Origin of the sequence: Arthrobacter sp. SIMBA_036, assembly GCF_046535135.1 — a bacterium.
GTDB lineage: Bacteria > Actinomycetota > Actinomycetes > Actinomycetales > Micrococcaceae > Arthrobacter.
Window position 1 is genome coordinate 157,131 of the sequence record NZ_JAWRXG010000005.1, and the last position, 25,413, is coordinate 182,543.

Annotated in this window: 22 protein-coding genes; 14 read left to right on the top strand and 8 right to left on the bottom strand. The window is 63.4% G+C overall.

The window, feature by feature from the left end:
- Positions 1-4 precede the first annotated feature (4 nt).
- The 3 genes from SB659_RS08885 to SB659_RS08895 are packed head-to-tail and all read left to right on the top strand — an operon-like array spanning position 5 to position 3,923.
- Positions 5-616: a potassium-transporting ATPase subunit C gene (locus SB659_RS08885; protein ID WP_410550160.1), complete on the top strand. Its 612-nt coding sequence runs from the start codon at positions 5-7 to the stop codon at positions 614-616.
- A 29-nt stretch (positions 617-645) separates the two neighbouring features.
- Entirely contained in the window at positions 646-3,249 is a 2,604-nt protein-coding gene (locus tag SB659_RS08890) for a DUF4118 domain-containing protein (RefSeq protein ID WP_410550161.1), read from the top strand.
- Positions 3,246-3,923: a response regulator gene (locus SB659_RS08895; protein WP_284975863.1), complete on the top strand. Its 678-nt coding sequence runs from the start codon at positions 3,246-3,248 to the stop codon at positions 3,921-3,923. The genes SB659_RS08890 and SB659_RS08895 overlap by 4 nt, the downstream gene beginning before the upstream one ends.
- Before the next feature lie 37 nt (positions 3,924-3,960).
- On the opposite strand, the gene ilvD is transcribed toward SB659_RS08895, so the two are convergent.
- Positions 3,961-5,823, bottom strand: coding sequence for a dihydroxy-acid dehydratase (gene ilvD, locus SB659_RS08900; protein WP_284979321.1), 1,863 nt, complete (start codon positions 5,821-5,823; stop codon positions 3,961-3,963).
- A gap of 86 nt (positions 5,824-5,909) precedes the next feature.
- On the opposite strand from ilvD, the gene SB659_RS08905 reads away from it, so the two are divergent.
- From SB659_RS08905 to mptB, 3 genes are all read left to right on the top strand, one after another.
- Positions 5,910-6,782 carry a helix-turn-helix transcriptional regulator gene (locus SB659_RS08905; RefSeq protein ID WP_410550162.1) on the top strand — a complete coding sequence of 291 codons (873 nt, stop codon included), beginning with the start codon at positions 5,910-5,912 and terminating at the stop codon, positions 6,780-6,782.
- 41 nt (positions 6,783-6,823) lie between these two features.
- Complete coding sequence (locus SB659_RS08910) at positions 6,824-7,909, top strand: AAA family ATPase (protein ID WP_284979323.1); 1,086 nt, start codon at positions 6,824-6,826, stop codon at positions 7,907-7,909.
- Between the two features lie 241 nt (positions 7,910-8,150).
- Positions 8,151-9,764 carry a polyprenol phosphomannose-dependent alpha 1,6 mannosyltransferase MptB gene (mptB, locus tag SB659_RS08915; RefSeq protein ID WP_284979324.1) on the top strand — a complete coding sequence of 538 codons (1,614 nt, stop codon included), beginning with the start codon at positions 8,151-8,153 and terminating at the stop codon, positions 9,762-9,764.
- Here mptB and SB659_RS08920 read toward each other — a convergent pair.
- From SB659_RS08920 to SB659_RS08935, 4 genes are all read right to left on the bottom strand, one after another.
- On the bottom strand, positions 9,761-10,975 hold the full coding sequence (locus tag SB659_RS08920) for a glycosyltransferase 87 family protein (protein ID WP_410550163.1): 1,215 nt from the start codon (positions 10,973-10,975) through the stop codon (positions 9,761-9,763). The genes mptB and SB659_RS08920 overlap by 4 nt on opposite strands.
- 64 nt (positions 10,976-11,039) lie before the next feature.
- Positions 11,040-12,344: a glycosyltransferase 87 family protein gene (locus SB659_RS08925; protein WP_410550164.1), complete on the bottom strand. Its 1,305-nt coding sequence runs from the start codon at positions 12,342-12,344 to the stop codon at positions 11,040-11,042.
- A gap of 145 nt (positions 12,345-12,489) precedes the next feature.
- Complete coding sequence (locus tag SB659_RS08930) at positions 12,490-13,623, bottom strand: EAL domain-containing protein (protein ID WP_410550165.1); 1,134 nt, start codon at positions 13,621-13,623, stop codon at positions 12,490-12,492.
- A gap of 146 nt (positions 13,624-13,769) precedes the next feature.
- On the bottom strand, positions 13,770-15,020 hold the full coding sequence (locus tag SB659_RS08935; RefSeq protein ID WP_410550166.1) for an Nramp family divalent metal transporter: 1,251 nt from the start codon (positions 15,018-15,020) through the stop codon (positions 13,770-13,772).
- Between the two features lie 243 nt (positions 15,021-15,263).
- Here SB659_RS08935 and SB659_RS08940 point away from each other — a divergent pair, with 243 nt between their 5' ends.
- Together SB659_RS08940 and SB659_RS08945 are read left to right on the top strand one after the other, a co-directional pair.
- A complete protein-coding gene (locus tag SB659_RS08940; protein WP_410550167.1) occupies positions 15,264-17,111 on the top strand; it encodes an adenylyl cyclase in 1,848 nt (615 codons plus the stop codon).
- A gap of 365 nt (positions 17,112-17,476) precedes the next feature.
- On the top strand, positions 17,477-18,040 hold the full coding sequence (locus SB659_RS08945) for a hypothetical protein (RefSeq protein ID WP_410550168.1): 564 nt from the start codon (positions 17,477-17,479) through the stop codon (positions 18,038-18,040).
- Positions 18,041-18,052: 12 nt separating this feature from the next.
- Here the strand turns inward: SB659_RS08945 and SB659_RS08950 are convergent, their stop codons facing one another.
- Positions 18,053-18,442, bottom strand: a complete 390-nt coding sequence (locus SB659_RS08950) for a VOC family protein (protein ID WP_284979331.1) — start codon at positions 18,440-18,442, stop codon at positions 18,053-18,055.
- Positions 18,443-18,490: 48 nt separating this feature from the next.
- Positions 18,491-18,982 (bottom strand): MarR family winged helix-turn-helix transcriptional regulator, encoded by a 492-nt coding sequence (locus SB659_RS08955; protein ID WP_284979332.1) that lies wholly within the window; start codon positions 18,980-18,982, stop codon positions 18,491-18,493.
- 105 nt (positions 18,983-19,087) lie between these two features.
- On the opposite strand from SB659_RS08955, the gene idi reads away from it, so the two are divergent.
- From idi to SB659_RS08985, 6 genes are read left to right on the top strand one after another with little or no spacing between them, the layout of a single operon-like run.
- A complete protein-coding gene (idi, locus tag SB659_RS08960) occupies positions 19,088-19,636 on the top strand; it encodes an isopentenyl-diphosphate Delta-isomerase (protein WP_410550169.1) in 549 nt (182 codons plus the stop codon).
- A complete protein-coding gene (locus tag SB659_RS08965; RefSeq protein ID WP_410550170.1) occupies positions 19,633-20,733 on the top strand; it encodes a polyprenyl synthetase family protein in 1,101 nt (366 codons plus the stop codon). The genes idi and SB659_RS08965 overlap by 4 nt, the downstream gene beginning before the upstream one ends.
- Positions 20,730-21,635: a phytoene/squalene synthase family protein gene (locus SB659_RS08970; protein WP_284979336.1), complete on the top strand. Its 906-nt coding sequence runs from the start codon at positions 20,730-20,732 to the stop codon at positions 21,633-21,635. The genes SB659_RS08965 and SB659_RS08970 overlap by 4 nt, the downstream gene beginning before the upstream one ends.
- The gene (gene crtI / locus SB659_RS08975; protein WP_410550171.1) at positions 21,632-23,284 is read left to right on the top strand and encodes a phytoene desaturase family protein; all 1,653 of its coding nucleotides are present in this window, start codon (positions 21,632-21,634) and stop codon (positions 23,282-23,284) included. Before SB659_RS08970 ends, crtI begins: the two co-directional genes overlap by 4 nt.
- Positions 23,284-23,670, top strand: coding sequence for a lycopene cyclase domain-containing protein (locus SB659_RS08980; RefSeq protein ID WP_410550172.1), 387 nt, complete (start codon positions 23,284-23,286; stop codon positions 23,668-23,670). Before crtI ends, SB659_RS08980 begins: the two co-directional genes overlap by 1 nt.
- Entirely contained in the window at positions 23,667-24,866 is a 1,200-nt protein-coding gene (locus SB659_RS08985; RefSeq protein WP_410550173.1) for a prenyltransferase, read from the top strand. The genes SB659_RS08980 and SB659_RS08985 overlap by 4 nt, the downstream gene beginning before the upstream one ends.
- Here the strand turns inward: SB659_RS08985 and SB659_RS08990 are convergent.
- A complete protein-coding gene (locus tag SB659_RS08990) occupies positions 24,861-25,373 on the bottom strand; it encodes a MarR family winged helix-turn-helix transcriptional regulator (RefSeq protein WP_284975881.1) in 513 nt (170 codons plus the stop codon). The two genes, SB659_RS08985 and SB659_RS08990, sit on opposite strands and share 6 nt — an antisense overlap.
- Between the last annotated feature and the right edge of the window lie 40 nt (positions 25,374-25,413).

Below are 25,413 nucleotides of genomic sequence, written 5' to 3' on the forward strand. Positions count from 1 at the left end.
CATCATGAACTTGCTGCTCGGATATCTCCGCCAGGCCGGCACCGCTGTGCGATTCCTGCTGCTGGCAACAATCGTTTTAGGAGTGCTCTACCCGCTGGCGGTCTTTGCGGCCGGCCAGGGAATTGCGCCCTTCCAAGCGAACGGCTCCATCGTTAAGGATCCCACCGGCCGCCCCGCGGCATCCGCGCTCATCGTGCAGGCCGCGGGCGGCAAGGACGGCGTTCAGGATGCCCGGTGGTTCCATGCACGGCCGTCGGCTGTGGGGTGGGACCCGGCGTCGTCCTCCGCAAGCAACCTGGGACCCAACGATCCGAAGCTGCTCGACGCCGTCACCACCAGCCGCTCAACGGTCGCCCGCGCGGAGGGCGTCACCGAGTCTGAGGTGCCCGCCGACGCGGTGACCGGCAGCGGGTCCGGACTGGATCCGGATATTTCGCTGGCTTACGCAAAGCTTCAGGTTACGCGGGTTGCTCGGGCTCAGGGGCTCAGCCCCGTGGCTGTCCAAGGCCTGGTGGACAGGAACACCACCAGCGGGCTGGAAGCATTCTGGGGTCAGCCATCGGTCAACGTGACGTTGCTGAATCTGGATGTCGCTTCTGCCGCGAAGACCAAATAGGGGCCCACTCCCGGTGGAAGAATGAGGACATGGCACGCGCGGCACTGAGAATCTTCCTGGGGGCAGCCCCGGGAGTGGGCAAAACCTATGCCATGCTCGAAGAAGCCCACAGGCTGCTGGGCCGTGGCGAGGACGTGGTGGTGGCATTCGCCATGCATCACGGCAGGGTCGATACCCAATCGCTGCTCCAGGGGCTGGACATCATACCGCCGCGAGAGATCGAGTACCGGGGAAGCATCTTCGAGGAAATGGACGTGGACGCCGTGCTGGCACGGCGTCCACACACCGTGATCGTGGACGAATACGCGCATACCAACATTCCTGGTAGTCGTCATGGAAAGCGCTGGCAAGACATTGAGGAACTGCTGGACGCTGGCATCAACGTCCTGTCCACCGTGAACGTGCAGCATCTTGCTTCCCTAGGGGACGTCGTCTCTGCCATCACTGACGTCAAGCAGGCAGAGACAGTTCCCGATGATGTGGTGAGACGAGCTGATCAAATCCATTTGGTGGACATCTCACCGGAGCTGCTGCGGCAAAGGCTTGGCGACGGCAAGATCTACGCAGCGGACAAGGTCGATGCGGCCCTATCCAACTATTTCCGCATGGGCAACCTGACGGCGTTGCGCGAACTGGCGTTGCTGTGGCTTGCTGACCGGGTTGACGAGGGCTTGGCGCGGTACCGGGCCGAGAACCAAATCGAGCAAAGTTGGCCGGCAAGGGAACGGATTGTCGTAGGGCTGACCGGTGGCCCGGAAGGCGAAGTGCTCATCCGGCGTGCCGCGAGGATCCTCAAACGGGTCAACGGCGGCGACCTGTTGGCCGTCCACGTTAGGGCGGCCGACGGCGTCTCCGCGGAATCACCGCAGGCACTGGAAGCGCAGAGGACGCTGGTTCGCGATCTCGGCGGCAGCTACCACACCGTTGCCGGCGAGGACCCGGCCAAGGCGCTGCTCGATTTTGCTCGGAGCGTCAACGCTACGCAGATCGTGGTGGGCGTCTCTCGGCGGAAACTCCCGGCAGGCCGTCTCACCGGAGGCGTCGGAAGCAAAGTGGTCCGGGACTCCGGAGACATCGACGTCCACATGGTCTCCCACCCCTTGGGGGGCCGCGGGGTTGAGCGTTCGCGCCAACGGGACCTTGGTCGCATCCGGGTGATGGTTGGCTTTGCGATGGCAGTGGTGGTGCCGGTGGTGCTGCAATTCCTGCTGGCCGTGAGCCCGTCGCACGATATTGCCACCGCAGTGCTGATCCAGCTCACCGGATCCGTTGCCGTGGCCTTGGTGGGCGGGCTATGGCCTGCACTGTTGGGTGCACTTTGGAGCAGCCTCTTGGTGAACTATTTCTCCGTCCCTCCTCTCGGGACGCTCACCATCAGCGACCCCCAGAACCTGTTGGCGTTGCTGGTCTTCGTGGGCGTTTCCTCAGCCGTTGCCCTGGTAGTGGACCTTTCAGCCCGGCGATCCAAGGAGGCAGCCCGCGCGCGCGCCGAAGCGACGACCCTGGGCGACTTGACGCGCGGCGCTTCCTCAGCTGAGGACCCCATCAAGGGACTGCTGGAACAGGCCCTGGACGTTTTCCAGGTACGACGCGCGGCCCTCTATGAATCAGCCTCCGGCGACGACGGTTGGCAGTTAGTGGCCGCGGCGGGCGAGGAAGCCCCTGACGAGAACGAAAACACCGAGCAGATCGACGCCAACACCCGCTTGGTTCTCTCTGGCCGGGTCCTTCCAGCCAGCGATCGCAGGCTCCTTGGGGCTTTCGGATCCCACCTGTCCGCCATGATGGAACGCAAGCAATTGGCAGCCAGCCGGCGCGAGGTGACGCGCCTGGCAGAAAGCAACACGATGCGCACGTCCATCCTGCGTGCAGTCTCCCACGATCTGCGCACACCGCTAGCGGGTATCAAGCTCGCCGTCGGCGGCCTCCGGCAACCGGGTGTCAAGTACACCGAAGAAGAAGAACAAGATCTTCTGGCCACTATCGATGAGTGTTCGGACCGTCTTGACGTACTGGTGGGCAACCTCTTGGACATGTCCCGCATCACCTCGGACTCCGTGAACGCCCTGATCAAGCCCACCCGCTGGTTCGAGGTAATCCCCCCGGCCCTGCACGGTATCCCGGCGGGGCGGGTCCGGGTGGACCTGCCGGCGAACATGCCAGAAGTGGACGCCGACGCCGGCATGCTGGAGCGGGTCATCGCCAACATCGTTGAAAATGCGGTGAAATACGCCCCGGATTCCGACATTGTCATTGTTGGCGCAGCCGGTGGACTCAGCATGACGCCGTTGGCCGGACGACCAGCGGGCGAATTGCGAATTATCGACCACGGCCAAGGCGTTCCTGCCGCCAGCGTGGTCCAAATGTTCCAACCGTTCCAGCGGCTCCACGATGTGCCCGCCGCAGCAGGTGTGGGTTTGGGGCTCGCGGTCGCCCAGGGTTTCACCGAAGCGATGGGTGGCACGTTGACAGCGGAAGAGACGCCCGGAGGCGGGTTGACAATGCTGATCAGGTTGCCCCTCTCTGCCGGTCCGGTGTTTGACCACCCTACCGGTGAGGCGCCCATGGAAGCGCAGTCGTTGCTGCTCCAACGCGATCACCATCCACTGCCCACACGAGGAGCCAACCCGTGAACAACGTCCTGGTTGTGGACGACGATCCCCATATTGTCCGGGCACTCGCCATCACCCTCCGCGGTCAGGGTTATACGGTGGTGACAGCTGCCGACGGCGAATCGGGGCTGCACGCTGCGGCGCAGCGACCGGTCGCCGTCGTGATTCTCGATCTGGGCTTGCCGGACATGGACGGAACTACCGTGATCACCAAGCTCCGGGAATGGAGTACCGTACCGATCTTGGTCCTTTCAGCGCGCCACGGTTCCAACGACAAAGTGCTGGCGCTTGATGCCGGGGCGGACGACTACATCACGAAACCGTTCGGGTTGGACGAGCTTCTGGCCCGGCTGCGCGCAATCCTCCGCCGCCGCACGGAGCCCGGCCCGGAGCTTGCAACGGTAGAGACGAGTTCCTTCACCGTGGACCTCGCCAAGAGACGGATCACCCGGGCCGGAAGTGATGTGCGGATGACTCCCACCGAATGGAACATCCTGGACATCATGGTGAGAAATCCTGACAAACTCATCACGCAGCACCAACTGCTCTCGGAGGTATGGGGACCTGCGTACGCCAAGGAAGCCAACTATTTGCGGGTCTACATGGCACAGCTCCGCCGCAAGCTGGAGGCCGAGCCCGGCAATCCGCAGCACTTCATCACCGAACCCGGCATGGGGTACAGGTTTGTGCCGTGAGATCGCCGAAGCCCGGCCCTCCGAGCAGACTTGGCCCCTAGAGGTTCTCCACCAATGAGACATCGCGGACGGCGCCCTTGTCTGCTGACAGTGCCATGGCCGCATAGGCCCGCAACGCCGGGGAGACGTGGCGTTCGCGGTTCTTCGGCTTGTAGCCGCCATTGACTTCAAGCTTTTCGCGGCGTTCGGCGAGGATCTCGTCGGAAACCTGCAACTGGAGGGAGCGCTGACTGATGTCGATGCTGATGATGTCGCCGTTTTCAACCAAGGCGATGGCTCCCCCGGAGGCAGCCTCCGGGGAGATGTGCCCGATCGACAGGCCGGAGGTGCCGCCGGAGAAGCGGCCGTCCGTGATGAGGGCGCACTTCTTGCCCAAGCCGCGGCCCTTGAGGAACGACGTCGGGTAGAGCATTTCCTGCATGCCAGGGCCGCCGCGAGGGCCTTCGTAGCGGATGACCACCACGTCGCCTTCCTTGATGGTCTTGTTCAGGATCATTTCCACGGCCTCGTCCTGTGACTCGCACACAACTGCCGGCCCCTCGAAGGTCCAGATGGACTCGTCCACGCCCGCGGTCTTCACCACGGCGCCGTCGACGGCGACATTGCCGCGCAGCACGGCCAGGCCGCCGTCCTTGGAATAGGCGTGCTCCACGGAACGGATGCAACCGCCCTCCGCGTCGGTGTCCAGGGTGGTCCACTGGTTCGACTGCGAGAACGCGGTGGAGGAGCGAACACCACCGGGAGCGGCGTGCCACAAAGCTTGTGCTTCCTCGGTGGCCTTGCCGCCGCGGATGTCCCAGTCGTCCAGCCAGCTGTCCAGGTCGTTGGAGTGAACGGAGTGGACGTTCTTGTGGAGGAGGCCCCCGCGGTTCAGCTCACCCAGCAGCGCGGGGATGCCGCCGGCGCGGTGCACATCCTCCATGTAGTAGGTCTTGTCCCCGGCGACGTTCGGGGCCACCTTGGCCAGGCACGGCACCTGACGGGACTTGGCGTCCATCTCGGCCAGACCGTACTCCACGCCCGCCTCCTGGGCCGCGGCCAGCAGATGCAGGATCGTGTTGGTGGAGCCGCCCATGGAAATGTCCAGTGCCATGGCGTTGTCGAAGGCCTCGGCCGTGGCGATGGAGCGCGGCAACACGGAGTCGTCGTCGCCGTCGTAATAGCGCTTGACGAGCTCGACGACGGTGCTGCCGGCCTTCTCGTACAGCGCCTTGCGGGCGGTGTGGGTCGCGAGCACGGAGCCATTGCCGGGCAGGGCCAGGCCGATGGCCTCGGCCAGGCAGTTCATGGAGTTGGCCGTGAACATCCCGGAGCAGGATCCGCAGGTGGGGCAGGCGTTCTCTTCGATGAGGTTGATGTCGGCATCGGAGATGGATTCGTCCACTGCATCGGAAATCGCGTTCACCAGATCCAGGGAGCGCACGGAGCCGTCCGTCAGGGTGACGCGGCCGGCCTCCATGGGTCCGCCGGAGACGAATACCACCGGGATGTTCAGGCGCAATGCGGCCATCAGCATGCCCGGAGTGATCTTGTCGCAGTTGGAGATGCAGACCAGGGCGTCGGCGCAGTGTGCGTTCACCATGTACTCAACGGAATCGGCGATCAGGTCGCGGGACGGCAGGGAGTACAGCATGCCGGAGTGGCCCATGGCGATGCCGTCGTCCACGGCGATGGTGTTGAATTCGCGCGGCACAGCACCGGCGGCGAGGATTGCGTCGGAGACGATCCGGCCCACCGGGGCCAAGTGAGTGTGGCCGGGGACGAACTCAGTGAAGGAGTTGGCGACGGCGATGATCGGCTTGCCGATGTCCGTGTTGGCGACGCCGGAAGCGCGCAGCAGTGCGCGGGCGCCGGCCATGTTGCGGCCATGGGTAACTGTTCTGGAGCGAAGTGCAGGCATAAGTATCATCCTGCTGTTCTTCTACGAATGGCGGAAGACGGCCTTACTACTAGTAGTGAAAGTAACAGAGTAATAGTGTTGAGTCCGTGAAAGATGAGAGACGCAAAGAGCTCGGGCTATACCTGAGGGCCCGCCGAAGCCAGGCACTCCGTTCCGATTACGGCTTGCCGCCAGTGGGCCGTTCCCGCGAGCGCGGCCTCCGCCGGGAAGAGGTGGCTTTCCTCTCCGGCGTGAGCGTCACCTGGTACACGTGGTTGGAGCAAGGCCGGGACATCAGCCCTTCGCGTCAAGTCCTCGAGTCCATAGCGCGTGCCCTGCACCTCTCGGATACGGGGCTGAGCTACGTGCTCTCCCTGGGCGGCTATTCGTCAGCGCGTTCCCAAGGTCCGGTTGCGGCCAACGTTCCGGCTCACGTCCAACGGTTGCTGGACGCCTTGGACCCCAATCCCTCCTATGCCCTTTCGCCGGACTGGGGTGTCGCTGGCTGGAACCGCGCCTATGAGGCGCTCTATCCGAATATAGGAACGTTCGACGCCGGTGACAGGAACCTTCTGTGGCTGGTCTTCACTGATCCCTATGTCCGTGATCTCCTGCCTGACTGGGACGTCACCAGCAAGCGTTTCCTGGCGGAGTTCCGCGCCGAAACCGGCCAACGGCTGGGCGATCCGGATGTGGCCTACCAAGTGGAGCGGCTCAAGGAGGCAAGCCCCGAGTTCCAAGAGAGCTGGGACCGATACGACATCCTGGGCTTCGAGTCCCGCGAGCGGCTTTTCCACCACCCGGCCGTTGGCGTATTGCAGCTGGAGCATCACCAGGTCTCGCCGTCGGACCGGCCGGATCTGCACATCGTTGTCTATACACCTGCGCCGGGCAGCGACGCGGGCGAGCAGATGCAGCGGCTACTAAGCAGCAATCAGGAGCTAAAAATAGGGCAGGCTGATAGGCTGAGACGAGTTTAACCACTTTCACCAGTTTCACCTACTTTTACAAGCGAGGCGTCGTGCAAAATCCCTTCAAGCCCACCGCAGGTGCAACTCCGCCCGATCTGGTGGGGAGGGCCGGGCTCCTTGATGAATTCGAGTACGGTCTCCGGCAGGGATCAGGGGCGCCCGGGCTACTCACGATCATCACGGGCTCCAGGGGCATCGGCAAGACCGTGATGCTCAGCTCCGCGGAATCACTCGCTCGGGAACAGGGCTGGGCGGTGATCTCCCGGACGGCCGTCCCAGGATTCCTGGCCAAGGTGGGCGAGGACATGCTGCAGATACTCCACGAACTGGGCGACGGTGGGCCGACGCGAAAAATCACGGCATTCTCTGCCGCCGGATTCGGCCTGACAACCCAGCTCCCACCGGAGCAAATTCCGGATTGGCGGCGCACCGGGGAGGAGTTGCTGCGCGTATTGGCAAGCAAAGGTACCGGCCTGGTCATCACCATTGATGAAATCCATGCAGTGGACCGAACCGAAATCTCGCAGCTCGCGGCAGATGTGCAGCACTTCATTCGCGATGGGTTGCCGATCGGCCTGGTGTTCGCAGGCCTACCATCAGCTGTTTCAGACCTGCTCAACGAAGGTGTGGCAACGTTTCTTCGTCGTGCTGACAGGATCAACCTCCATGAGGCAGCGATCGGCGAGGTGACCACGTCATACCAAGAGCTTTTTCGGGAAGGCGGCATTGACATCCCGGACGAGTTGACGGCTGAGGCGGCGGAAGCCACTGAGGGTTACCCCTTCCTCATCCAGCTCGTCGGATATTACCTCTGGATGGCGGCTGAGCGTGCCGGTTCCAAACTTGACCAAGCCGCCGTGTCTCAGGCCATTGCAGCCGCCCGCCGTCGTAACGCCTTGGTCGTCGTTGGATCCGCCCTCTCAGACATTTCGGATAAAGACCGGGATTTCCTCCACGCCATGGCCGAACAGGAAGGCCCGTCAACGGCCGCGCAGATCGGCAGCATCATCAAGTCCAAACCAAGCCTTGTGTCAAAGTACCGCAACCGCCTGATAGCGGCCGGGCTGATCGAACCGGCAGGCTACGGCAAAGTCGATTTCGCCGTGCCCGGGCTACGGGACCACTTACGGCAGTAGGGCGGACGCTTCACGTCCGGTTCCGCCGTGTGCCGGGACCTCCCCCGTTGCACCGTGACGTTCCGTAAACTGGACTAGCGATCCTGGTTCTGTTCCCGGTAGCCAACCGCCATTTTGCTGCCGGTGCTGCTCCCGGCCGGATCGGCGCTAAAATTTCACATGCCCAAAGCATATTTGTTTCGGCATCAGCTGCGTTCCGTTTTCCGGAGTGCCCAACCACGAGTGGGGGACCTAACTGGTCATGACGACAGGTAGCACCCCGAGCAAAGGCACAGGATCTTCGACGACGACGCCGGAGGCACTCCGCGACGCCGAACCGGGTTCCAGTGCGGCAACAACCCGCTCAGAGGGTAAACCCGTGGTCTACCCCGCCATCCTGCAGGGCTTCCTCGGCTCGCTCATGATGTTCGCGGGCTCCATTGGGATCGGCTGGATTGCCAACGGTTCCCCGATGATCCGCCACCCAATCGTCATCGCCTTGCGTACCGAAGACTGGGGGGTGACGGTCTCTGCCATCAGCTTGGCCGTCGGCGCCATGCTGCTGGTGCGCTCCTGGCTAAGACTGGGCCAGAGGATGGACACGTGGCAGGGCAATGCCCTGGGCCCCATTGTGACGGCAATTGCCGCGTGGTCCTTTCCGTTGCTCTTTGCCGTACCCGTCTACTCGCGTGACGTCTACGCCTACATAGGCCAGGGCCGGCTGATGATGGAAGGCCAAAATCCTTACGAGGTAGGCATCTCCACACTGAGCAACTGGTTTTCCCTGGGTGCGGACCCGGCATGGGCCGAGGCCCGAACACCCTACGGCCCGTTTTTCCTTTGGATGGCCAACGGCGTAGTGGCCATCACGGGGGCTCAACCGGACGTCTCCGTGCTGCTGTTCCGGTTACTGGCCGCAGCCGGGGTCCTCCTGTGTGTCCTCTACGTTCCCAAGCTCGCCGAATTGCACGGCGTCAACGGAGCACGGGCCCTCTGGGTCACGGTAGCCAATCCGCTTTTCCTCATCAGCTTTATCGCGAGCGCCCACAACGATGCCCTGATGGTGGGCCTGGCCGTCGCCGGTACCTACTTCGCCGCCACCCGCCGGCCGATCATTGGAGTGCTGCTCGTTACGGCATCCATCGGTATCAAGCCAGCAACCGTGCTGCTGCTCCCCTTCATCGGGCTGATGTGGGCCGGGGCCGGCGCCTCGTGGCCGCGGAAGTTCGGCATGTGGGCTGCCACGGCCGCGCTGAGCTTCGGGGTGTTGGCCATCAGCGGGATCCCACACGGACTGGGCCTGGGCTGGGTATGGGCCATCATCGACCCGACTCCCGGTTTCACGGGTTACTCCCCCTCCGGGTTCCTCGGCCAGCAACTCGAGTTTTTTGCCAACGCGCTTGGACTTCCCGGGGGCACCATGGCGAGCTTCCTGAGGACCGCCATGAAGTGGGGGGCAATGGTGCTGGTGGTGGTACTGATGTTCCGCGGAGACCATTCCAGGGTGGTACGGCGCATGGCGCTTGCCTTTGCCGCCTTGGTGCTGCTCTCCCCCATCATTCAGCCGTGGTACATCCTCTGGTTTGTTCCGTTCCTCGCCGTCACGGGCATCAGGGACGACTGGCAGATCCGTTGCCTCTACGTGGGAGTGACGTTCTTCATCGTCTTCGGAGCCCAGGATCAACTGTCGGTTTGGTCGTTCGTGCCGGTCTCGGTGGACCTGCAATCGCTGGCTTTCGCCGTCACCCTGCTGTTCTCTTTTTACCTGGTGTTCTTGGACATCCATACGCGACGGTTACTGGTCCAAGGCAAGTTGTCGGGCTGGGTCCGGCGCGGTGACCGCCGCCTTTTCCGACGGCCACCGGCCATCCGCTAGGAAACCAGGACCTTGGTGGGCTTGCGCCCCAGCTCCACCGTCCGCTGCACGGACCACCACAGCAATACCACCAGCAACACGTTGCGGGCCGTGAGTACCGCGGCCATCACGGGGTGCGCGTGGATGAGGGGAGTGTAGAACAGCGGGTAGATCACAAACGTGGTGACGGCGATCGCCATCAGAAGCGTTGCGGGGACTTTCCACCGGTCGAAATTGTGCGTCAGGCCTGCAACGATCACCGGCGCGAGCCAAATGATGAACTGTGGCGACCCTACTTTGTTGAACACGATGAACGCCGTAACCATCAGCAACGCCCCCTCAAGGAACAGTTCCTCCCGCTCCGCCCCACGCTTAAGGGCACGCAGCAACAACACCGCCCCAGCCAGGGCGGCCACTATGAGCAAGGGCTGCATCAGGAAGGCGGCGGCATCGGCGCCCGGGCCGTAGACCTCCGTGGAATTGATGGCGACGTTGTCAGCAATGGTCGAACCATCGATGTGGAAGACGCTCAGCCACACCCATGGGGTGGAGAACGTTGCCTCGAGCTGCATGCCACGCTCACCCTGGTTGATCAGGAAGTCCATGATGTGGCTGAAACCGCCGCTGAGGTAGGTTCCGACGGCGACGACGGCGGTGACCCCGGCTCCCGCTGCGATCATCGGGAGCCGACGGCGGCTGGCGATCACAACGGGCACGAGCACGGCCGCCGGCCACACCTTGATCCACGTTGCGACGCTCAGCAGGACTGACGCCACCACCGGCCGCTGCGCGGCGCACAGGAGGGCAATCATCACAATCGGGGCGGTGATTCCCTCCACCCTCGCAAAGCTGAGGTATCCCATGAACACGGTGAAGAAGAGCCACCACCACGCTGGCGCGATTCCGCTCCGGCGTCGAGGTCCGCGGGTGAGATACCAGAGGCCCACCGCATTTAGTGCGGTGATCAGGAGGGTCCACACCAGCAGGTACAGCGCCGGACCTGCCACGCCGGCAAGGAAGATCGGTATCTGGGCCAACACCGGATAAACCCAAGGGCTGATCTTGCCATCGAGGTTGGCCGGGTTGTACCCGCCGAAGGCCCACTGCCGGTACTGCTCGGTGTCGCTGAACGTGTCCCCGTGAAGGAAGAACGACGCCATCCAAGCGAGGAAGTAAAGATGGACTACAGCGAAACCCCACCAGACGCTGCCGGGCCGGGCGAACCAGGCCACGACCCGCGGCGACAGGATACTGCTACGGATACGGACCAGTCGGTCAAAAAACGTGGACGAAATCTTAAAGCTCCTTGGCCGCTGGTTCGGTGGCGACGGATGGCTTCCTGCCCAACGCGTACAGGCGGTGCGCGGACCAGAAAAAAAGAACCACCAGCAGGACGTTGCGGATGCTCAGCACCAAGGCCATCCACGGGTTGTTGTGGCTCAGTGCGTCGTAGAACAACGGATAAATAAAGTACGTGGCGACGGCGATAGCGATGAGCATCGCGGCGGGGACGCGCCACCGCTTCCAGTCATGGGCAAGCCCAACGGCCACGGCCGGGCCCAACCACACCATGAACTGTGGGGAGCCCACTTTGTTGAACACGATGAAAGCCGTTACCAACGTCAGGGCACCGGAGAGAAGGAGCTCCGTGCGGTCCACGCCGCCAGTGAGCTTTCCTTGGTGCAGCGCCCAGAACGTCAGGCCGGCTACTGCGGCCGCAGCGAGCAGCAGCAGGGGCTGCATCAGCACGGACATGAAGGCAGTTCCGGGACCGTCAACCTGCATGGAGTTGATGTCCGTGTTCATGTACATGTGGGAATCGCCGATCCTCAGGACCGACAGCCACAGCCAGGGCGTGGTGAACGTAGCTTCCAACTGCATGCCGCGGTCACCCTGCTGGGTGAGGAAGTTGAGCAGCTTGGGGACGGAGCCGATGGAGGCGGCAAGCGCCACTACCACCGCCGTCGTCACAATTCCTGCTGCTACGACGCGAAGGCGGTCCTTGACGACGGCGAATAAGGCCAGCAGGACTGCGGCAGGCCAAACTTTAACCCAGGTGGCGATGCTCAGCACCACGGCTGCCAGAAAGGGCCTGGCAACTCCGAAGACCAGGGCCACAAGGACCACTGGCGCCGTGAGGCCGTCGACGCGGGCAAAACCCAGCCAGCCCATCAGGGTCAGGAACAGCAGCCACCACCATCCGGCGGGAATGGCTTGTTGCCTGCGACCGCGATCGGTGAGGGCGAGCAGCGCCCAGCCGTTGAGGAGCGTGGTCAGCAGGACCCAAAGAAAGAAGAACGGGCCGGGTCCGGCGACGGCGGCCACTGCCATGGGGATGAGTGCCAGGATCGGGTAGACCCATGGACTCGGGCCGCCCGACAGGTTGGCTTCATTGAAACCGGCCATCGCCCAGTCACGGTAGATGAACGTGTCACTGAAAGCTTCGCCCCGGAAAGAGAGCACGGCAGCGAAGACCAAAAAGCCCACGTGAACCAGCACGAACCCCCATAACAGGCCCTTTGGCGTGTTCAGGTGTTCGCGCAGGCTCCTTGGGAACGTTGTGGTGCGAGGTTGCGCGGGAGTATTAGTTAACCGGTCCATCACGTAAGGCTTCCTTGCTAAGCGGGCCACTGCCAGTGCAGATCCCTGATCATGGAGCCGACGTACAGCACCGGTCCCGCCTGACACTCTAACGCGAGGCGCGCCGAATCGTGGTGCCCAGGGTGGCTGGTTTCAGCGCGGTTACCTAGCTTGTGGGCAACGTCTCCGTCTGTGCACGGATGCTCCAGGCGGACCAGTCCAGGGGGTGAACCGACGGGCGTCCCAAAAGGTAGCCCTGCGCCGCGGTGACCTTGAGGGCCGTGACTTCCTCGAGTTCCTCCGCTGTTTCGATGCCCTCGGCGATGATGTCCGCGCCAGCCGCGCGGGCCTGCTCAACGATGGCCTTGGCACGGATCTTTTGACCTTCGCTACTTGCGATGCCTTCAATCAGATGACGATCCAGTTTGATGATGTCCGGGTGCAATTGGTCGATCAGGTCCGCGGGGGCGAAACCGGCGCCCGAGGCACTGATCGCGACGCGAAGGCCGAGTTTACGTAGCGGCCGCAGGATCTCGTCAGCGGATGGGCTCTCCATGGACGCGAGGCTGCCGGTGAGCTCAATGATGATCCTGTCCGCGGCAAGGGTGGCCGCTGCCAAAAGGTCCCGAACGCGAGGATCCTGGGCTGTTGCCGGGGTGAGGTTTAGGGCAACGGACAAATCTTCAGGCACATCGTGCGCGGCAGTCAGTGCGCAGTGCAGGGCCGCTATCTCCAACTCGGTTCCGAGGCCCGCGGCAGCAGCCTCATTGAACCAGACGTCCGCCCCGGCTCCGTCCTCGCCCACGAAGCGGGTCAGTGCCTCAACTCCTACAACTTCCCCACCGGGAAGGGCATGAACAGGCTGGAAGGCTGTCAGCAGCAGCTTGTCCGTGAGGACCGACTGGATGGATTCCCGCATTTCGTGGCTGATGGGTACGCTGACCGACCGCTTGGCATCGTGGGATTCAAGGTGCAGGCTTGCCGGCTCCACCTGTACCGGAACCTTTGCCGACGGCTCTCGGGAGGCCGACGGCGGGTTGCGGGTTGCCAGCAGGTGCTCCAGGAGCGCGCGCTCGGGATTGTCCGGGCGCGCTTCAACCAAGCGGCGCAGCCTGGCCCTGGCTCCTTCAGACTTAGGCTCGGTATCGTCGAGGATGGATTCGATAATGTCCATCACCTGTCCCCGGATTACGATCTCGTCCGGCGAAGGTGTTTCCTCCGAAGACGGCGCGTCAGGGACGTGTTTGGGCGGGTGTTCCGGCCCCCCGGCCTGAGAGTGAGAGCCCGCTTCTTGAGCCATCGATAGTTTCCTTCTAAGTATCCCCAACTGGGGGTGCCAAGCTATAAGCGGCCCTCAAGCGTGGGCCCTGTCACAAATCCTACCGAGAAAGAGTCCCTTTGGTGTCCAAGGTGCCCACATGACGGGCGCCGAGGTGCACCCTACCCCTAGGCCAGGGCACCGAATGTCAGGGCGATGAGCACCACGTTGAGGCCCACGATCAGGACCGCGCTGGTCCACGCGGCGAATTTGACCGGCATCGAGTCGGCGTGGATTCCCATGACATCGCGACTGCCCGTGAGCCGGATCAGCGGAATCAGGGCGAAGGGAATGCCGAAACTGAGCAGCACTTGGCTAAGTATCAGGGCCAGGGTCGGTTCTATCCCCGCGCCAAGGATGATCAGGGCTGGAACCAACGTCACCGTCCGGCGCACCATGAGCGGTACGCGCACCCGCAGCAGGCCGCCCATGATGGTTGAACCCGCGTAGCAACCTACCGACGTCGAGGCCAGGCCCGATGCCAGCAGTCCTACGGCAAAGATGACGCCGACGGCGGGTCCCAAGGCCGCGGTTACCGCGGCGTGGGCGCCGGCGATCGTGTCAGTTCCTTCGACGCCGCGAAGGCTGGACGCCGCCAGCAGGAGCATCGAAATGTTGACGATCCCTGCCAGGAGCAAAGCGCTGACCACGTCCACCCGTGTGGTCCGAATCAACTGGGTCCTCACCATCGGGTCCCCAGAAAAGCCGTGGCGGTCCCGGACCAATGCCGAATGCAGGTAGATTGCGTGCGGCATGACAGTGGCGCCGAGCATGCTCGCGGCGATCAGGACGGTGTCCGCGCCCTCAAAACGGGGCAGCAGGCCGCTGAGGGCGCTGCCGGCATCGGGCGGGTTAACGAACAACCCGGAGATGAATCCGACGGCGATGATGCCCAGGAGAACCAGGATGGCGTACTCAAAGGAGCGCTGGCCCTGCCGGGACTGGAGGGCGAGCAACAGCATGGACGCCACACCGATGATCACGCCGCCCCCAAGGAGGGGAAGCCCGAACAGCAGGTTCAGTGCCACTGCGCCGCCAATTACTTCCGCGACGTCGGTCGCCCCGGCGACGATTTCAGCCTGCGCCCAGTACAGGCGCCGCATCTTGGTGCCGAGCCGTTGACCAAGAATCTCCGGCAGGCTCATCCCGGTAGCCAGCCCCAGTTTTGCCGATTGGTACTGCACCAGGACGGCCATGGCGTTGGCAACAACGAGAACCCACATCAACACGTAGCCGTACTTGGCCCCTGCCGTTAGGTTCGCCGCCACATTGCCTGGATCCACGTAGGCGATCGCAGCCACGAAGGCCGGGCCAAGCATGAAGAGCTTGGACCAGGCTTTGCCGGGCTTGGTGCCGAGGCGGAGCGTTGGGGCAGCCATTCCTTGTCCTCATCGTCGGGGAATCCTCATTAAAGAGTAACGGGGAGTTAGGCATACCGAAAAGTCCATTGCAGGGATGCCGATACTAAAGCGTATGGAAAAACACCTGTCCAGTTCGAGCCCGTTTCGTAACCGGACTGTTACGTTAATCACGTTCAACCCCCGAAGGTCAGAGGTGCTGTCCCGTGAGCCAGAACGGCTCCCCTGCACTCACACCCTGCCGGTCTCCACGGAAGCAGGTCAATGTTGTCCTTGTCATCATTAACACGGTCCGTTCCCACCAAGTTACGGCGTCGTACGTCATTAGCCGCCGCAGTGTTGGTGGCTGCACTCGGAGTCTTCGCTTCAGCACCTGGTGCTGTTGCCGGGCCGACGCCCCAGCCCCGAGAGCTCGGCCCAAACGTCATTATCTTCACGCCAGACATGCCCCAAGCCACGATCCAGGCCAAGGTGGACGAGATCGCGAAGCAGCAGGTCGACAGCGAAATGGGCACAGGCCGCTATGCGCTGCTCTTCGCACCGGGAACCTACGGTTCAGTCGCCCACCCGCTGGTGTTCCAGGTGGGGTACTACACCGAGGTCGCGGGCCTCGGCGCATCCCCGGACGACGTCACCATCAATGGTCATGTTGACGTCTACAACAGGTGCACCAACGGTACGAGCAACTGCATCGCCCTGGACAACTTCTGGCGCTCAGTCTCGAACCTGCACATCAACGCCGTCGGAGGCAGCGGTTGCCACAGTTCGGCTGAGTTCTGGGCAGTTTCCCAGGCTGCACCGATGCGCCGGGTGCACGTGACGGGCCAGCAGTTGTCCTTCATGGACTATTGCAGCGGCCCGTCCTACGCAAGCGGAGGATTCCTCGCAGATTCCAAGACGGACTCGGCGATTGTGAACGGCAGTCAGCAGCAGTTCTACACTCGCGACAGCAGCATCAAGAGTTGGTCGAACGGCGTATGGAACCAAGTCTTCTCCGGAGTGCAGGGCGCCCCGGCCCAATCCTTCCCGAAGCTTCCGTACACCACGCTCGCCGCAACTCCTGCGGCACGCGAGAAGCCGTACCTGGTGCAGGGAGACAACGGCCTCTCGGTGGTCGAACCTTCCGTCAAGACCGACTCTTCCGGTGCCGACTGGACGGCGGGCGGCTCCTCCGGACGCACCATCGCCCTTTCGGACTTCTTCGTCGCCAAGCCCGGCGACTCCATCAGCCGGATCAACGCCGCTCTCGCCGGCGGCAAGAACCTGCTCCTGACGCCGGGCGTCTACTCCATCGACACGTCGATCCACATCAAGCGGGCAGGCACGGTGGTCCTCGGCCTCGGCCTTGCGACCCTGACGGCGGAGAACGGTTCCACGCCGCTCGTCATCGACGACGTCCCCGGAGTGGATGTGGCCGGTGTCACGGTCGACGCCGGTCCGGTTAACTCGCCGGTACTGGTCCAGGTGGGTACCAAGCATCAGCGCGGGGCGGGCGGTTCGAGCGCCGAGGATCCCATCTCCTTGCAGGACGTGTTCCTCCGCGTCGGCGGTCCGCACGCTGGGAAGGCGACGGTAGGGGTGCAGGTCGATAGCGATCACGTGCTGTTGGATGACCTGTGGCTCTGGCGTGCCGACCACGGTGTCGGCGGTGTTGGTTGGACCGAAAACACTTCCGACACCGGCCTCGTTGTGAACGGTGACGATGTCACTGCCACCGGCCTCTTCGTGGAACACTTCCAAAAGGACAACGTGATCTGGAACGGAGAGCGGGGCAGGACGGTTTTCTTCCAAAACGAGCTGCCGTATGACGCTCCCAACCAGGCCGCGTGGCAGCACGATGGCACGCTCGGATACGCCGCTTACAAGGTGGCGGACATCGTCACAACGCACGAACTGTGGGGCGGCGGCAGCTACATTTTCACGAACGTCGATCCGAGCCTGCATGCAAGCCACTCGTTCGAAGCGCCGCTGACCGCGGGCGTGAAACTGCACGATCTGAGCACGGTGTCCCTCAACGGCGCCGGCACGATCGATCACGTCGTCAACGACACCGGCGGCGCTGTCACGCCCACGCACCAGGGCCCGGAAACGGTCGCGAACTACGGCGGCTGACCACCACCACAGAAAGCGGGTGCCCTCCCAGCCCTTCGCTGGGAGGGCACCCGCGCGTTTTGGATCAGCAAGATACCTTGACCTCTACACCAGGCGGCGCTCATGCTGGGTTCCTGATTGCTTTGCGCTGAAATGGGGTCGACCATGAACATCACCCGCGCGACGTCAATTCTGATCCGACATCGCTATCCATTGGCCGCCTTTGCGGCATTGCTGTTGATGGTCGTCGGCCTTCCTGCGGAAGCCGCAACAGCACCTGCCCCTGGAAATGACGTCTCGTGGCCGCAGTGCGGCAAAGCCCTGCCCAAGGGTCAGAGCTTTGGAATTGTTGGCGTCAACAACGGCACCGCCAATACGACCAATCCGTGCCTCGCAACCGAGCTGTCCTGGGCCGGCTCCTCCACAGGCGCTACCGGGCAGCCCAAGGTCGCGCTTCGGCAGGCTCCTGGTGGCCCACAAGCAATACTTACGGCGGAACGACTGTGGCCAACCCCTATGGGCAATGCACGAGCGGGTCCTTTGGAGCGGCCTGTTCCTACATGTACGGGTATGCCAAGGCCTACGATGATGCAAACATCCGAGGGGTGAGCAGTCCCGCCTCCTTCATCTGGTGGCTCGACGTCGAAACCGGAAACAGCTGGTCGGCCGACAAGGCTGCCAACCGCGCGGACCTTGAAGGGATGGCGGCCTATTTCTCGAGCATCGGCGCAACGACCGGAATCTACTCCACGAGCAGCCAGTGGTCCCAGATAGCGGGCTCTACGCCGACCTCGAGCCCCCTGTACACAGCCAGGAGCTGGCTCGCCGGAGCAAGTTCACTGACATCGGCGAAGCGTATGTGTTCAGCCGCGCCGCTCACGGGAGGGGGCAAAGTCACCCTCACCCAGTACGTCTCCAGCGGCCTCGACTATGACTACTCGTGCATCTGAGGCGCTAGCGCCCTAGGCGTTACCTGCGTCCGGCTCCGCAGCCAGTTGACTCACCAGGCCAACGGTGTTGCCCTCGCTATCCCGGATAAAGGCCATCCATTCATCAGTTCCGGCACGCCCCAGCACCCCGTCCACGTGGCTGAAGATCAAGCGCGGAGGGTCCACTACGTCCACTCCCCTGGACCTGAGCTGCTCCACCAACTGCCTTACGTCCGGAACTTCGAGGTAGAGGAGTGACCGCGTTGCACCCCTCTCCAAGAGGAGCCGCACGCCCTCCAGGTCAAAAAACAGCAGGCCGGGCGGGTCGAAGACCGCCGCAGGCCGGACTCCCAGCAACTCCGAATAGAACGCTGCAGCCCGCCCGAGGTCCTCGGCGTGCTGGGATACCTGGATCAACCGCATGATGTTTTGCCTTTCCGGTCCCCTCCATCATGTGTACTCCCAAATCGCTCACGTTTCACCCCCACCCGGTTCTGATTCGCTGGCTTCAACCTCGCTCGCCATGTCGTCAAGGAAGCGCATCACCGTCTGCCTCTCGGCAGGAGTGAGCCGGGCTGCCACCCTGCACCGCCGGGCCTGTTGCGAACTGACTGTCCGTAGCGCCGCTTGGTGGGTCTCAGGTGTGATGGCGATGGCCAGGGCCCGGCGGTCCGAGGGGTGGGCTTGCCGCGTGATGTGGCCAGCACGCTGGAGCCTGTCCAGCAGCTTGGTGGTTGACGCGGTGGAGATATGAAGGTGCGCAGCGATCGCCCCGGGGGTGGCCACGAGCCCCTGGTTGCCACATTCAATCAAGTAATTCAGGGCCCGCATGTCGGATTTGTTAAGCCTCATGTACCGCAGCAAAGCGTCCGCCAGCCGCTGTTCGGCTGCCTGGAGTCGACCGAGCGCGGAGATGAGGTCACCTGAGGACACCGGCAGGGCGATCTCCTCAGGTGTAGGCATAAAAAGCATGTTACACCTAGCTGCTTACATGGTAATCTTTCTTCTAGCCTGTCTAGCTATATCCATGAGCGGGCGCCCGTTCGGCAGAACCGAGGAAGGCTCAGAGTGAACGCGACAGAGATGGTTGTCCTCCTTGATGATCAAGGCGCGCCGATCGGAGAAAGCCCTAAAGCCTCAGTCCACACACGGCAAACCCCGCTTCACCTCGCCTTCTCCTGCTATTTGCTGAACGAGTCGGGGGAAATCCTGCTGACCCGCCGCTCTCCGGAGAAAAGGACATGGCCGGGCGTGTGGACCAACAGTTTCTGCGGCCACCCCGCGCCCGGCGAGGAGTCGGAGGAGGCCCTGATGCGCCGGGCACAGTTCGAACTCGGGGTGGACGCCACGAGGATCCAGCTCGTCCTGCCGCACTTCCGATACCGAGCGGTTGACCCCACAGGAATCGTCGAGAACGAAATCTGCCCTGTCTACATGGCGCACGTGGCAGGAAGCATCGCACCGAACCCTGCCGAGGTCGCCGACTGGGCGTGGGTGACTCCGGCCCTGCTCGAGGACGCTCTCGAGCACACCTCCCGCGCTTTCAGTCCATGGCTGAGCATGCAGTTCCCCCTGCTGCTCGAAGCCGGGGCCTTCCAACCCGGGCCCCCGGCATGACCATCACCTCCGGCGCGCTCCGCACCCGCACGGAGCTCTGCACCGCCGTCGAAAGTGAACTCACCACGCAAATCGACAGGAAAGCAGGCGCCGCCGCGGCCTATGGCCCGGACTTTGCCCGGCTGTGGACCCTCGCCGGCAAGAATGTCCTTGGGGGTAAGTTCGTCCGGCCCCTGCTGTTGATGGAAACTTACGACGCACTCCAACAGGGAGCCGCGCAGCCCGGGTTGGTGGCCCGACGCGAAACCGCCATCACCATTGCGGGGGCGATCGAACTCCTTCACTATGCGTTCTTGCTGCATGATGACGTGATCGACGGCGATTTGGTCCGCCGCGGTCACCCGAACCTGATCGGTTCCCTCCTGGAGGAAGCCGGTGAACTGCCACGTCCCGACGGCGCGCTGCATTGGGCTCAAACCGGCGGAATCCTGATGGGCGACCTGCTGCTCTCCGGAACGCACCAAACCTTCGCGCGGGCAGAACTCCCGCATGAGCTCCGGTTGCGGCTCCTTGACCTCTTGGAGCACACCATCGACGAGACGGTGGCCGGTGAACAACTGGACGTGGGACTGGGCGATGGCATAGTGGCACCTGAGCTTGGGACCATCCTGATGATGTGCGGCTACAAAACCGCCACCTACACGTTCGAATTGCCGTTACGTGCCGCCGCCGCCCTGGCAGGCGCCAGCGCCGCCGTCGAGAATTCGCTGGCACGTGCCGGGAGGCACTTGGGCCTCGCCTTCCAACTCCAGGACGACCTTCTGTCCACTTTCGGGGACCCGGGGCAGCACGGGAAGGATCCTTTCTCGGACCTTCGGGAAGGAAAGCAGACAGCCATCATCGCGCACGCCCGGATGACCAACGCCTGGCAGGACATCGAACCCTTCTTTGGCCGCCCCGAGCTGCACGCCACGGAGGCGGAGCACGTACGGAGGAAGCTGGCGGATTGCGGAGCGCAACAGTTCGTCCAGGCGCTCATCGATGAACAGATGATGGCCTTCACGCACCTGCTCACCAGCTTTGCCTCGCCCATCCCCCCTGCTGCGCGCAATGTCCTCCTGGAGCTCGCCGCACAGTTGGAAGGACGGCAGTCATGAGCGTGGCCACCAACAGTTCGTTCACGCAGTTCACCCGCACCGCTGAACGCGCCGCGAACCAGGTGATCTCGGAGTATTCCACCTCGTTTGGTTTGGCCTGCAAGTTGCTGGGGCCACGCCACCGCCAGCACGTCCGCAACATCTACGCCTTGGTGCGGGTCGCGGATGAATTGGTGGACGGCGTCACCGCTGAAGCCGGCCTGGACTACCAAGAGCAATGCGACGCCCTGGCCCATTTCATCGATGAGACCCACCGCGCAGTGAAGATCGGCTACAGCAGTGACCTCATCATCCACGCGTTCGCCCAGACTGCGCGCGCAGCCGGCATCGACCGGTCCCTCATCGACCCCTTCTTCGACTCCATGCGCACCGACCTCGGCGAGCGCGACCCCGTCCCGGCTACCTCCCTGCGTTTCGATGCCGATGCGCACCGCGGCTACGTGCACGGTTCCGCCGAGGTGGTGGGGTTGATGTGCCTCCGGGTCTTCATGCGGGGCCAGGACATCGACGACGACGTGTCGGCCGCGCTGCGGCACGGTGCAAGCCAGTTGGGCGCAGCCTTCCAAAACATCAATTTCCTCCGCGATTTGGCGGACGACACCGCCCGGCTGGGACGGAGCTACCTTGGCACCGCTGACCACCTTGAGGACAAGGACCGCGTGAAGTGGGTGGGTACCATTCGTGCGCAACTCGCCGATGCCGCCGTCGTTATTCCGCTCTTGCCCCATGATGCCCGGGCCGCCGTTCGGAGCGCGCTTGCCCTGTTCTCGGCGCTGACGGACAGGATTGAGCAGACCAGCGTTGACGAACTGTACCGCTCGCGGGTCCGGGTTCCGGATGCCGTCAAAGCAGGGCTCACCGCACGCGCAATTGCCTCGACGTGGATGGAGCTGCACCGATGACCCGGACCGTAGTGATCGGTGGTGGCATCGCTGGGCTTGCCACCGCCGCCCTCCTCGCCCACGAAGGACACGAGGTACAGCTCCTTGAGCAGCGCGATCACGTTGGTGGCCGTGCCGGCAGCTTGGAGCGGGATGGTTTTCGCTGGGACACCGGCCCGTCCTGGTACCTGATGCCCGGAGTGTTCGACCATTTTTTCGAGCTCCTCGGCACCAGCACCGCTGAGCAGTTGGATCTGCGCACGCTCGATCCCGCCTATCGGGTCTTCAGCGAGCCGCTCGACGACGGCGCCAGGCCGGACCCGCTGACAGTCCCCTTGGGGAACGCACAGGTTTTGGAGACGTTTGAAAGGGTTGAGCCCGGCAGCGCCAAGGTGCTGGGCCGGTATCTTGCGTCCGCGCGGCACACGACCGACATGGCTGAGCGCTTCTTCCTCTACAACCCGTTCACCAAGCTTCGGGAACTGCTGCATCCAGAGGTGGTACGCAACCTGCCCAAGCTCGCACGCCTTCTCACCACACCCTTGGACAGATTTGTCGCGGAGCGTTTCCGGCATCCCGTCCTGCGGCAGGTCCTCGGGTACCCCGCGGTGTTCCTAGGCACCAGCCCGTCGGCCGCGCCCGCGATGTACCACCTGATGAGTGCGCTGGACTTGGGTGATGGTGTCCAGTATCCAATGGGTGGATTCTGGGCGCTCGTGGGACGACTCGAAGCGCTGGCAGTAGAGGCGGGCGTCAGGATCCATACAGGCGCGGAAGCACTCAAGATCACCACCCGCGAGGCAACCAGGACCAAGAAGCTTGGCCGGCTTGATGGCCTGAAGCTACCGGCCGGCCTTCCTGCTAGGGACAGCCGGGAAGTTACCGGGGTGAATTGGCGCGACCACAACGGAGCCGAGCATTACAGCGTTGCCGACCTCGTGGTCTCCGGAGCGGACCTGCACCACACCGAAACCCAATTGCTGGGGGTGCAGGATCGGAGCTACAACAGTTCATGGTGGGAACGGCGCACCAGCGGCCCCGGCGCCGTCTTGGTCATGTTGGGCGTCAAGGGGAACCTTCCTGAACTGCCGCATCACTCCTTGTTTTTCACCCGCGATTGGGAAGCCAACTTTGCCTCTATCTTCGGCGCGCACACCCGCATTCCCGATCCCGCGTCCATCTATGTCTGCAAACCGAGCGCGACGGACCCCGGAGTTGCCCCGGCAGGCCACGAGAACCTCTTCGTCCTGGTCCCCATACCAGCGGACCCTGCCCTCGGTTCCGGTGGTCCCGATGGAACGGGTGATGCATTGATAGAGCAGACCGCCGACGCCGCCATCGACCAGATTGCCGCTTGGGCCAGCATCCCGGACCTCCGCGAGCGCATCGTAACCCGGCACACCGTGGGCCCCGCAGACTTCGCCCGGGACTTCAATTCCTGGCACGGCGGCATGCTGGGCCCTGCCCATACGTTGCGGCAAAGCGCCATGTTCAGGGCGCAGAATGCCTCCAGACGGGTGCGCGGCCTTTACTACGCGGGCGCCACAACGGCGCCCGGCGTAGGGGTGCCGATGTGCCTCATCAGCGCGGAACTGGTCCTGAAACGCATACGCGGGGATCACAGCCCAGGCCCTACCACTGCACGGCGCATAGCTAGCAGGATCAGCTGATGGGATCCCTCTACCTCGTCTCTTTACTACTGGGCATCATGTGCATGCTGCTGCTGGATCATCGCTTCCGCCTGTTTTTCTGGCACAGTCCGAAAGCAGCGGCGATGGTGACCACCGCCGGGGTCCTGTTCCTGCTCGCTTGGGACGCTTCCGGAATCGGGCTGGGCATCTTCCTGCGTGGGGAAGGCACCGTGGCCACCGGTCTTCTGCTCGCACCGGAGCTGCCCATCGAAGAACCGGTGTTCCTGCTCTTCCTGGTGCTGTGCAGCATGGTTATTTACACCGGCACCCGGAAGCTGCTGGACCGGGCGCCCACCCGCAGTGCTGACAGTTCCGGATCCCGATCACGGGTCAAGGACAATGCCGAAGCCAGGGAGAACGCATGACGTACCTCCGGCTCGCACTGGCCTTCATCTCGGCGGCCATCATTGCCGGCGTGATCTTTGCCCGCCTGGGCAGAGCCAAGGGCGAAGGGCGGCAGCACTGGCGAGCTGTTGGCTTCGCGTTCGCGGCCTTGGCGGTGCTGACGGCGGTGTTCGATTCGGCCATGATCGGGATGGGACTGTTCCACTACGACGCCTCGCACATTCTCGGCGCCAAAGTGGGCCTCGCGCCGATCGAGGACTTCTCATACCCGTTAGCGGGCGTCGTGGCGCTCCCCGGGCTGTGGATGTGGCTAACGCGCGAACGGGAACAGGGACACCGGCAAAGCCGCAAAGGTCTCCTCCCCCAAGCGCTGCTGGCGTCCCGGCCGGTCAGCTGGATCAACACCGCCTATCCCTTCGCCGCTGCGATGCTACTCACCACTCGCGAGGTCACCTGGGTGCTGATCGTGGGTACTTTATACTTCCTCATCCCGTACAACCTGGCGATGTACGGGATCAATGACGTCTTTGACTATGAATCGGACCTCAAGAATCCGCGCAAGGGCGGCATTGAGGGGGCTCTTCTGCCACCGCGGTTGCACCGACCCATGCTCTGGCTCGCCGCCGCCACCAATGTCCCGTTCCTCGTGGTGCTGGCCCTTGCGGGAGGTCCCGCCGCCTGGATGAGCCTGGCCGTCAGTGCGTTCGCCGTTGTGGCGTACTCGGTGGCCGGCCTCCGCTTCAAGGAACGCCCGGTCTTGGACTCGCTGACGTCCAGTACGCACTTTGTCAGTCCCGCCGTCGTCGGCCTGGCGTCGGCCGGCGCAGTGGTCACTCCCGGGCTCCTCGCCCTGCTGGTTGCGTTCTTCCTGTGGGGCATGGCTGCGCACGCTTTCGGCGCCGTTCAAGACATCGAACCCGACCGGCAGGCCGGCATAGGTTCCATCGCGACCGTGATCGGCGCCCGCCGGACGGTGAGGCTCGCCGTCGTGCTCTGGCTTATCGCCGGACTCGCCATGCTGGCGACGCCATGGCCTGGACCCCTCGGGGCGATCATCGCCGTCCCCTACATCGTCAATTGCGCGCCTTGGTGGAACGTCACGGATACGACGGCGGGAGGAACCAATGCGGCGTGGCGCCGGTTCATCTGGCTCAACTACGGTTCAGGATTCCTGGTGACGCTGATTTTCATCCTGCAGTGGAGCCAAGCCTCATGACGGGGTAGGTTCCTCATCGATGGTGTCCAATGCCTCGCGCATGTGCTGCAGGAAATCCACCACCACCCGGGACTCATCGGGGCTCAACGCACAGGCGGCGTCCAACATGCGCCGGTGCATCCCCCCAAGGGTGTGCCGCACTTCCTGGTCCGAGTCCGGCGTGGCCCGCAGGATCAGCGCACGGCGGTCAGTGGGGTGGGGTTCGCGCCGAACATGGCCGGATTCCACCAGACGGTCTATCAAAGTGGTCATGGAGGCGGACGTTATGCCAAGCCGGTCGCCCAGATCCTTCGGCTTCATGACTTTGCCGGCGGCTTCGGCTTCGAAGAGGTACCGCAGGGCCAAGAGGTCCTTCTCGCCCATTCCCATGGACGATCGGGTCCTTCGGCGCATTGCTTGCTCGGAGACGCGATAATCCCTGAGGGCATTGAGGACGTCAACGGCAATGGCTCTTTGCCCTGGATCCTTACCGTACCAATAGCCCTTAGCGTGACCGTCCGAGTCCATCCGTGGTTCCTTCGATAAGCGTAAAGCTTGTTTCACTAGC

Bases quoted from the DNA above. Each gene is read 5' to 3' on its own strand.
- SB659_RS08885 (WP_410550160.1), top strand. From the start codon at position 5: ATGAACTTGCTGCTCGGATATCTCCGCCAGGCCGGCACCGCTGTGCGA.
- SB659_RS08890 (WP_410550161.1), top strand. From the start codon at position 646: ATGGCACGCGCGGCACTGAGAATCTTCCTGGGGGCAGCCCCGGGAGTG.
- ilvD (WP_284979321.1), bottom strand. From the start codon at position 5,823: ATGCCTGCACTTCGCTCCAGAACAGTTACCCATGGCCGCAACATGGCC.
- mptB (WP_284979324.1), top strand. From the start codon at position 8,151: ATGACGACAGGTAGCACCCCGAGCAAAGGCACAGGATCTTCGACGACG.
- SB659_RS08925 (WP_410550164.1), bottom strand. From the start codon at position 12,344: ATGGACCGGTTAACTAATACTCCCGCGCAACCTCGCACCACAACGTTC.
- SB659_RS08930 (WP_410550165.1), bottom strand. From the start codon at position 13,623: ATGGCTCAAGAAGCGGGCTCTCACTCTCAGGCCGGGGGGCCGGAACAC.
- SB659_RS08935 (WP_410550166.1), bottom strand. From the start codon at position 15,020: ATGGCTGCCCCAACGCTCCGCCTCGGCACCAAGCCCGGCAAAGCCTGG.
- SB659_RS08940 (WP_410550167.1), top strand. From the start codon at position 15,264: ATGTTGTCCTTGTCATCATTAACACGGTCCGTTCCCACCAAGTTACGG.
- SB659_RS08950 (WP_284979331.1), bottom strand. From the start codon at position 18,442: ATGCGGTTGATCCAGGTATCCCAGCACGCCGAGGACCTCGGGCGGGCT.
- SB659_RS08955 (WP_284979332.1), bottom strand. From the start codon at position 18,982: ATGCCTACACCTGAGGAGATCGCCCTGCCGGTGTCCTCAGGTGACCTC.
- SB659_RS08965 (WP_410550170.1), top strand. From the start codon at position 19,633: ATGACCATCACCTCCGGCGCGCTCCGCACCCGCACGGAGCTCTGCACC.
- SB659_RS08970 (WP_284979336.1), top strand. From the start codon at position 20,730: ATGAGCGTGGCCACCAACAGTTCGTTCACGCAGTTCACCCGCACCGCT.
- crtI (WP_410550171.1), top strand. From the start codon at position 21,632: ATGACCCGGACCGTAGTGATCGGTGGTGGCATCGCTGGGCTTGCCACC.
- SB659_RS08980 (WP_410550172.1), top strand. From the start codon at position 23,284: ATGGGATCCCTCTACCTCGTCTCTTTACTACTGGGCATCATGTGCATG.
- SB659_RS08985 (WP_410550173.1), top strand. From the start codon at position 23,667: ATGACGTACCTCCGGCTCGCACTGGCCTTCATCTCGGCGGCCATCATT.
- SB659_RS08990 (WP_284975881.1), bottom strand. From the start codon at position 25,373: ATGGACTCGGACGGTCACGCTAAGGGCTATTGGTACGGTAAGGATCCA.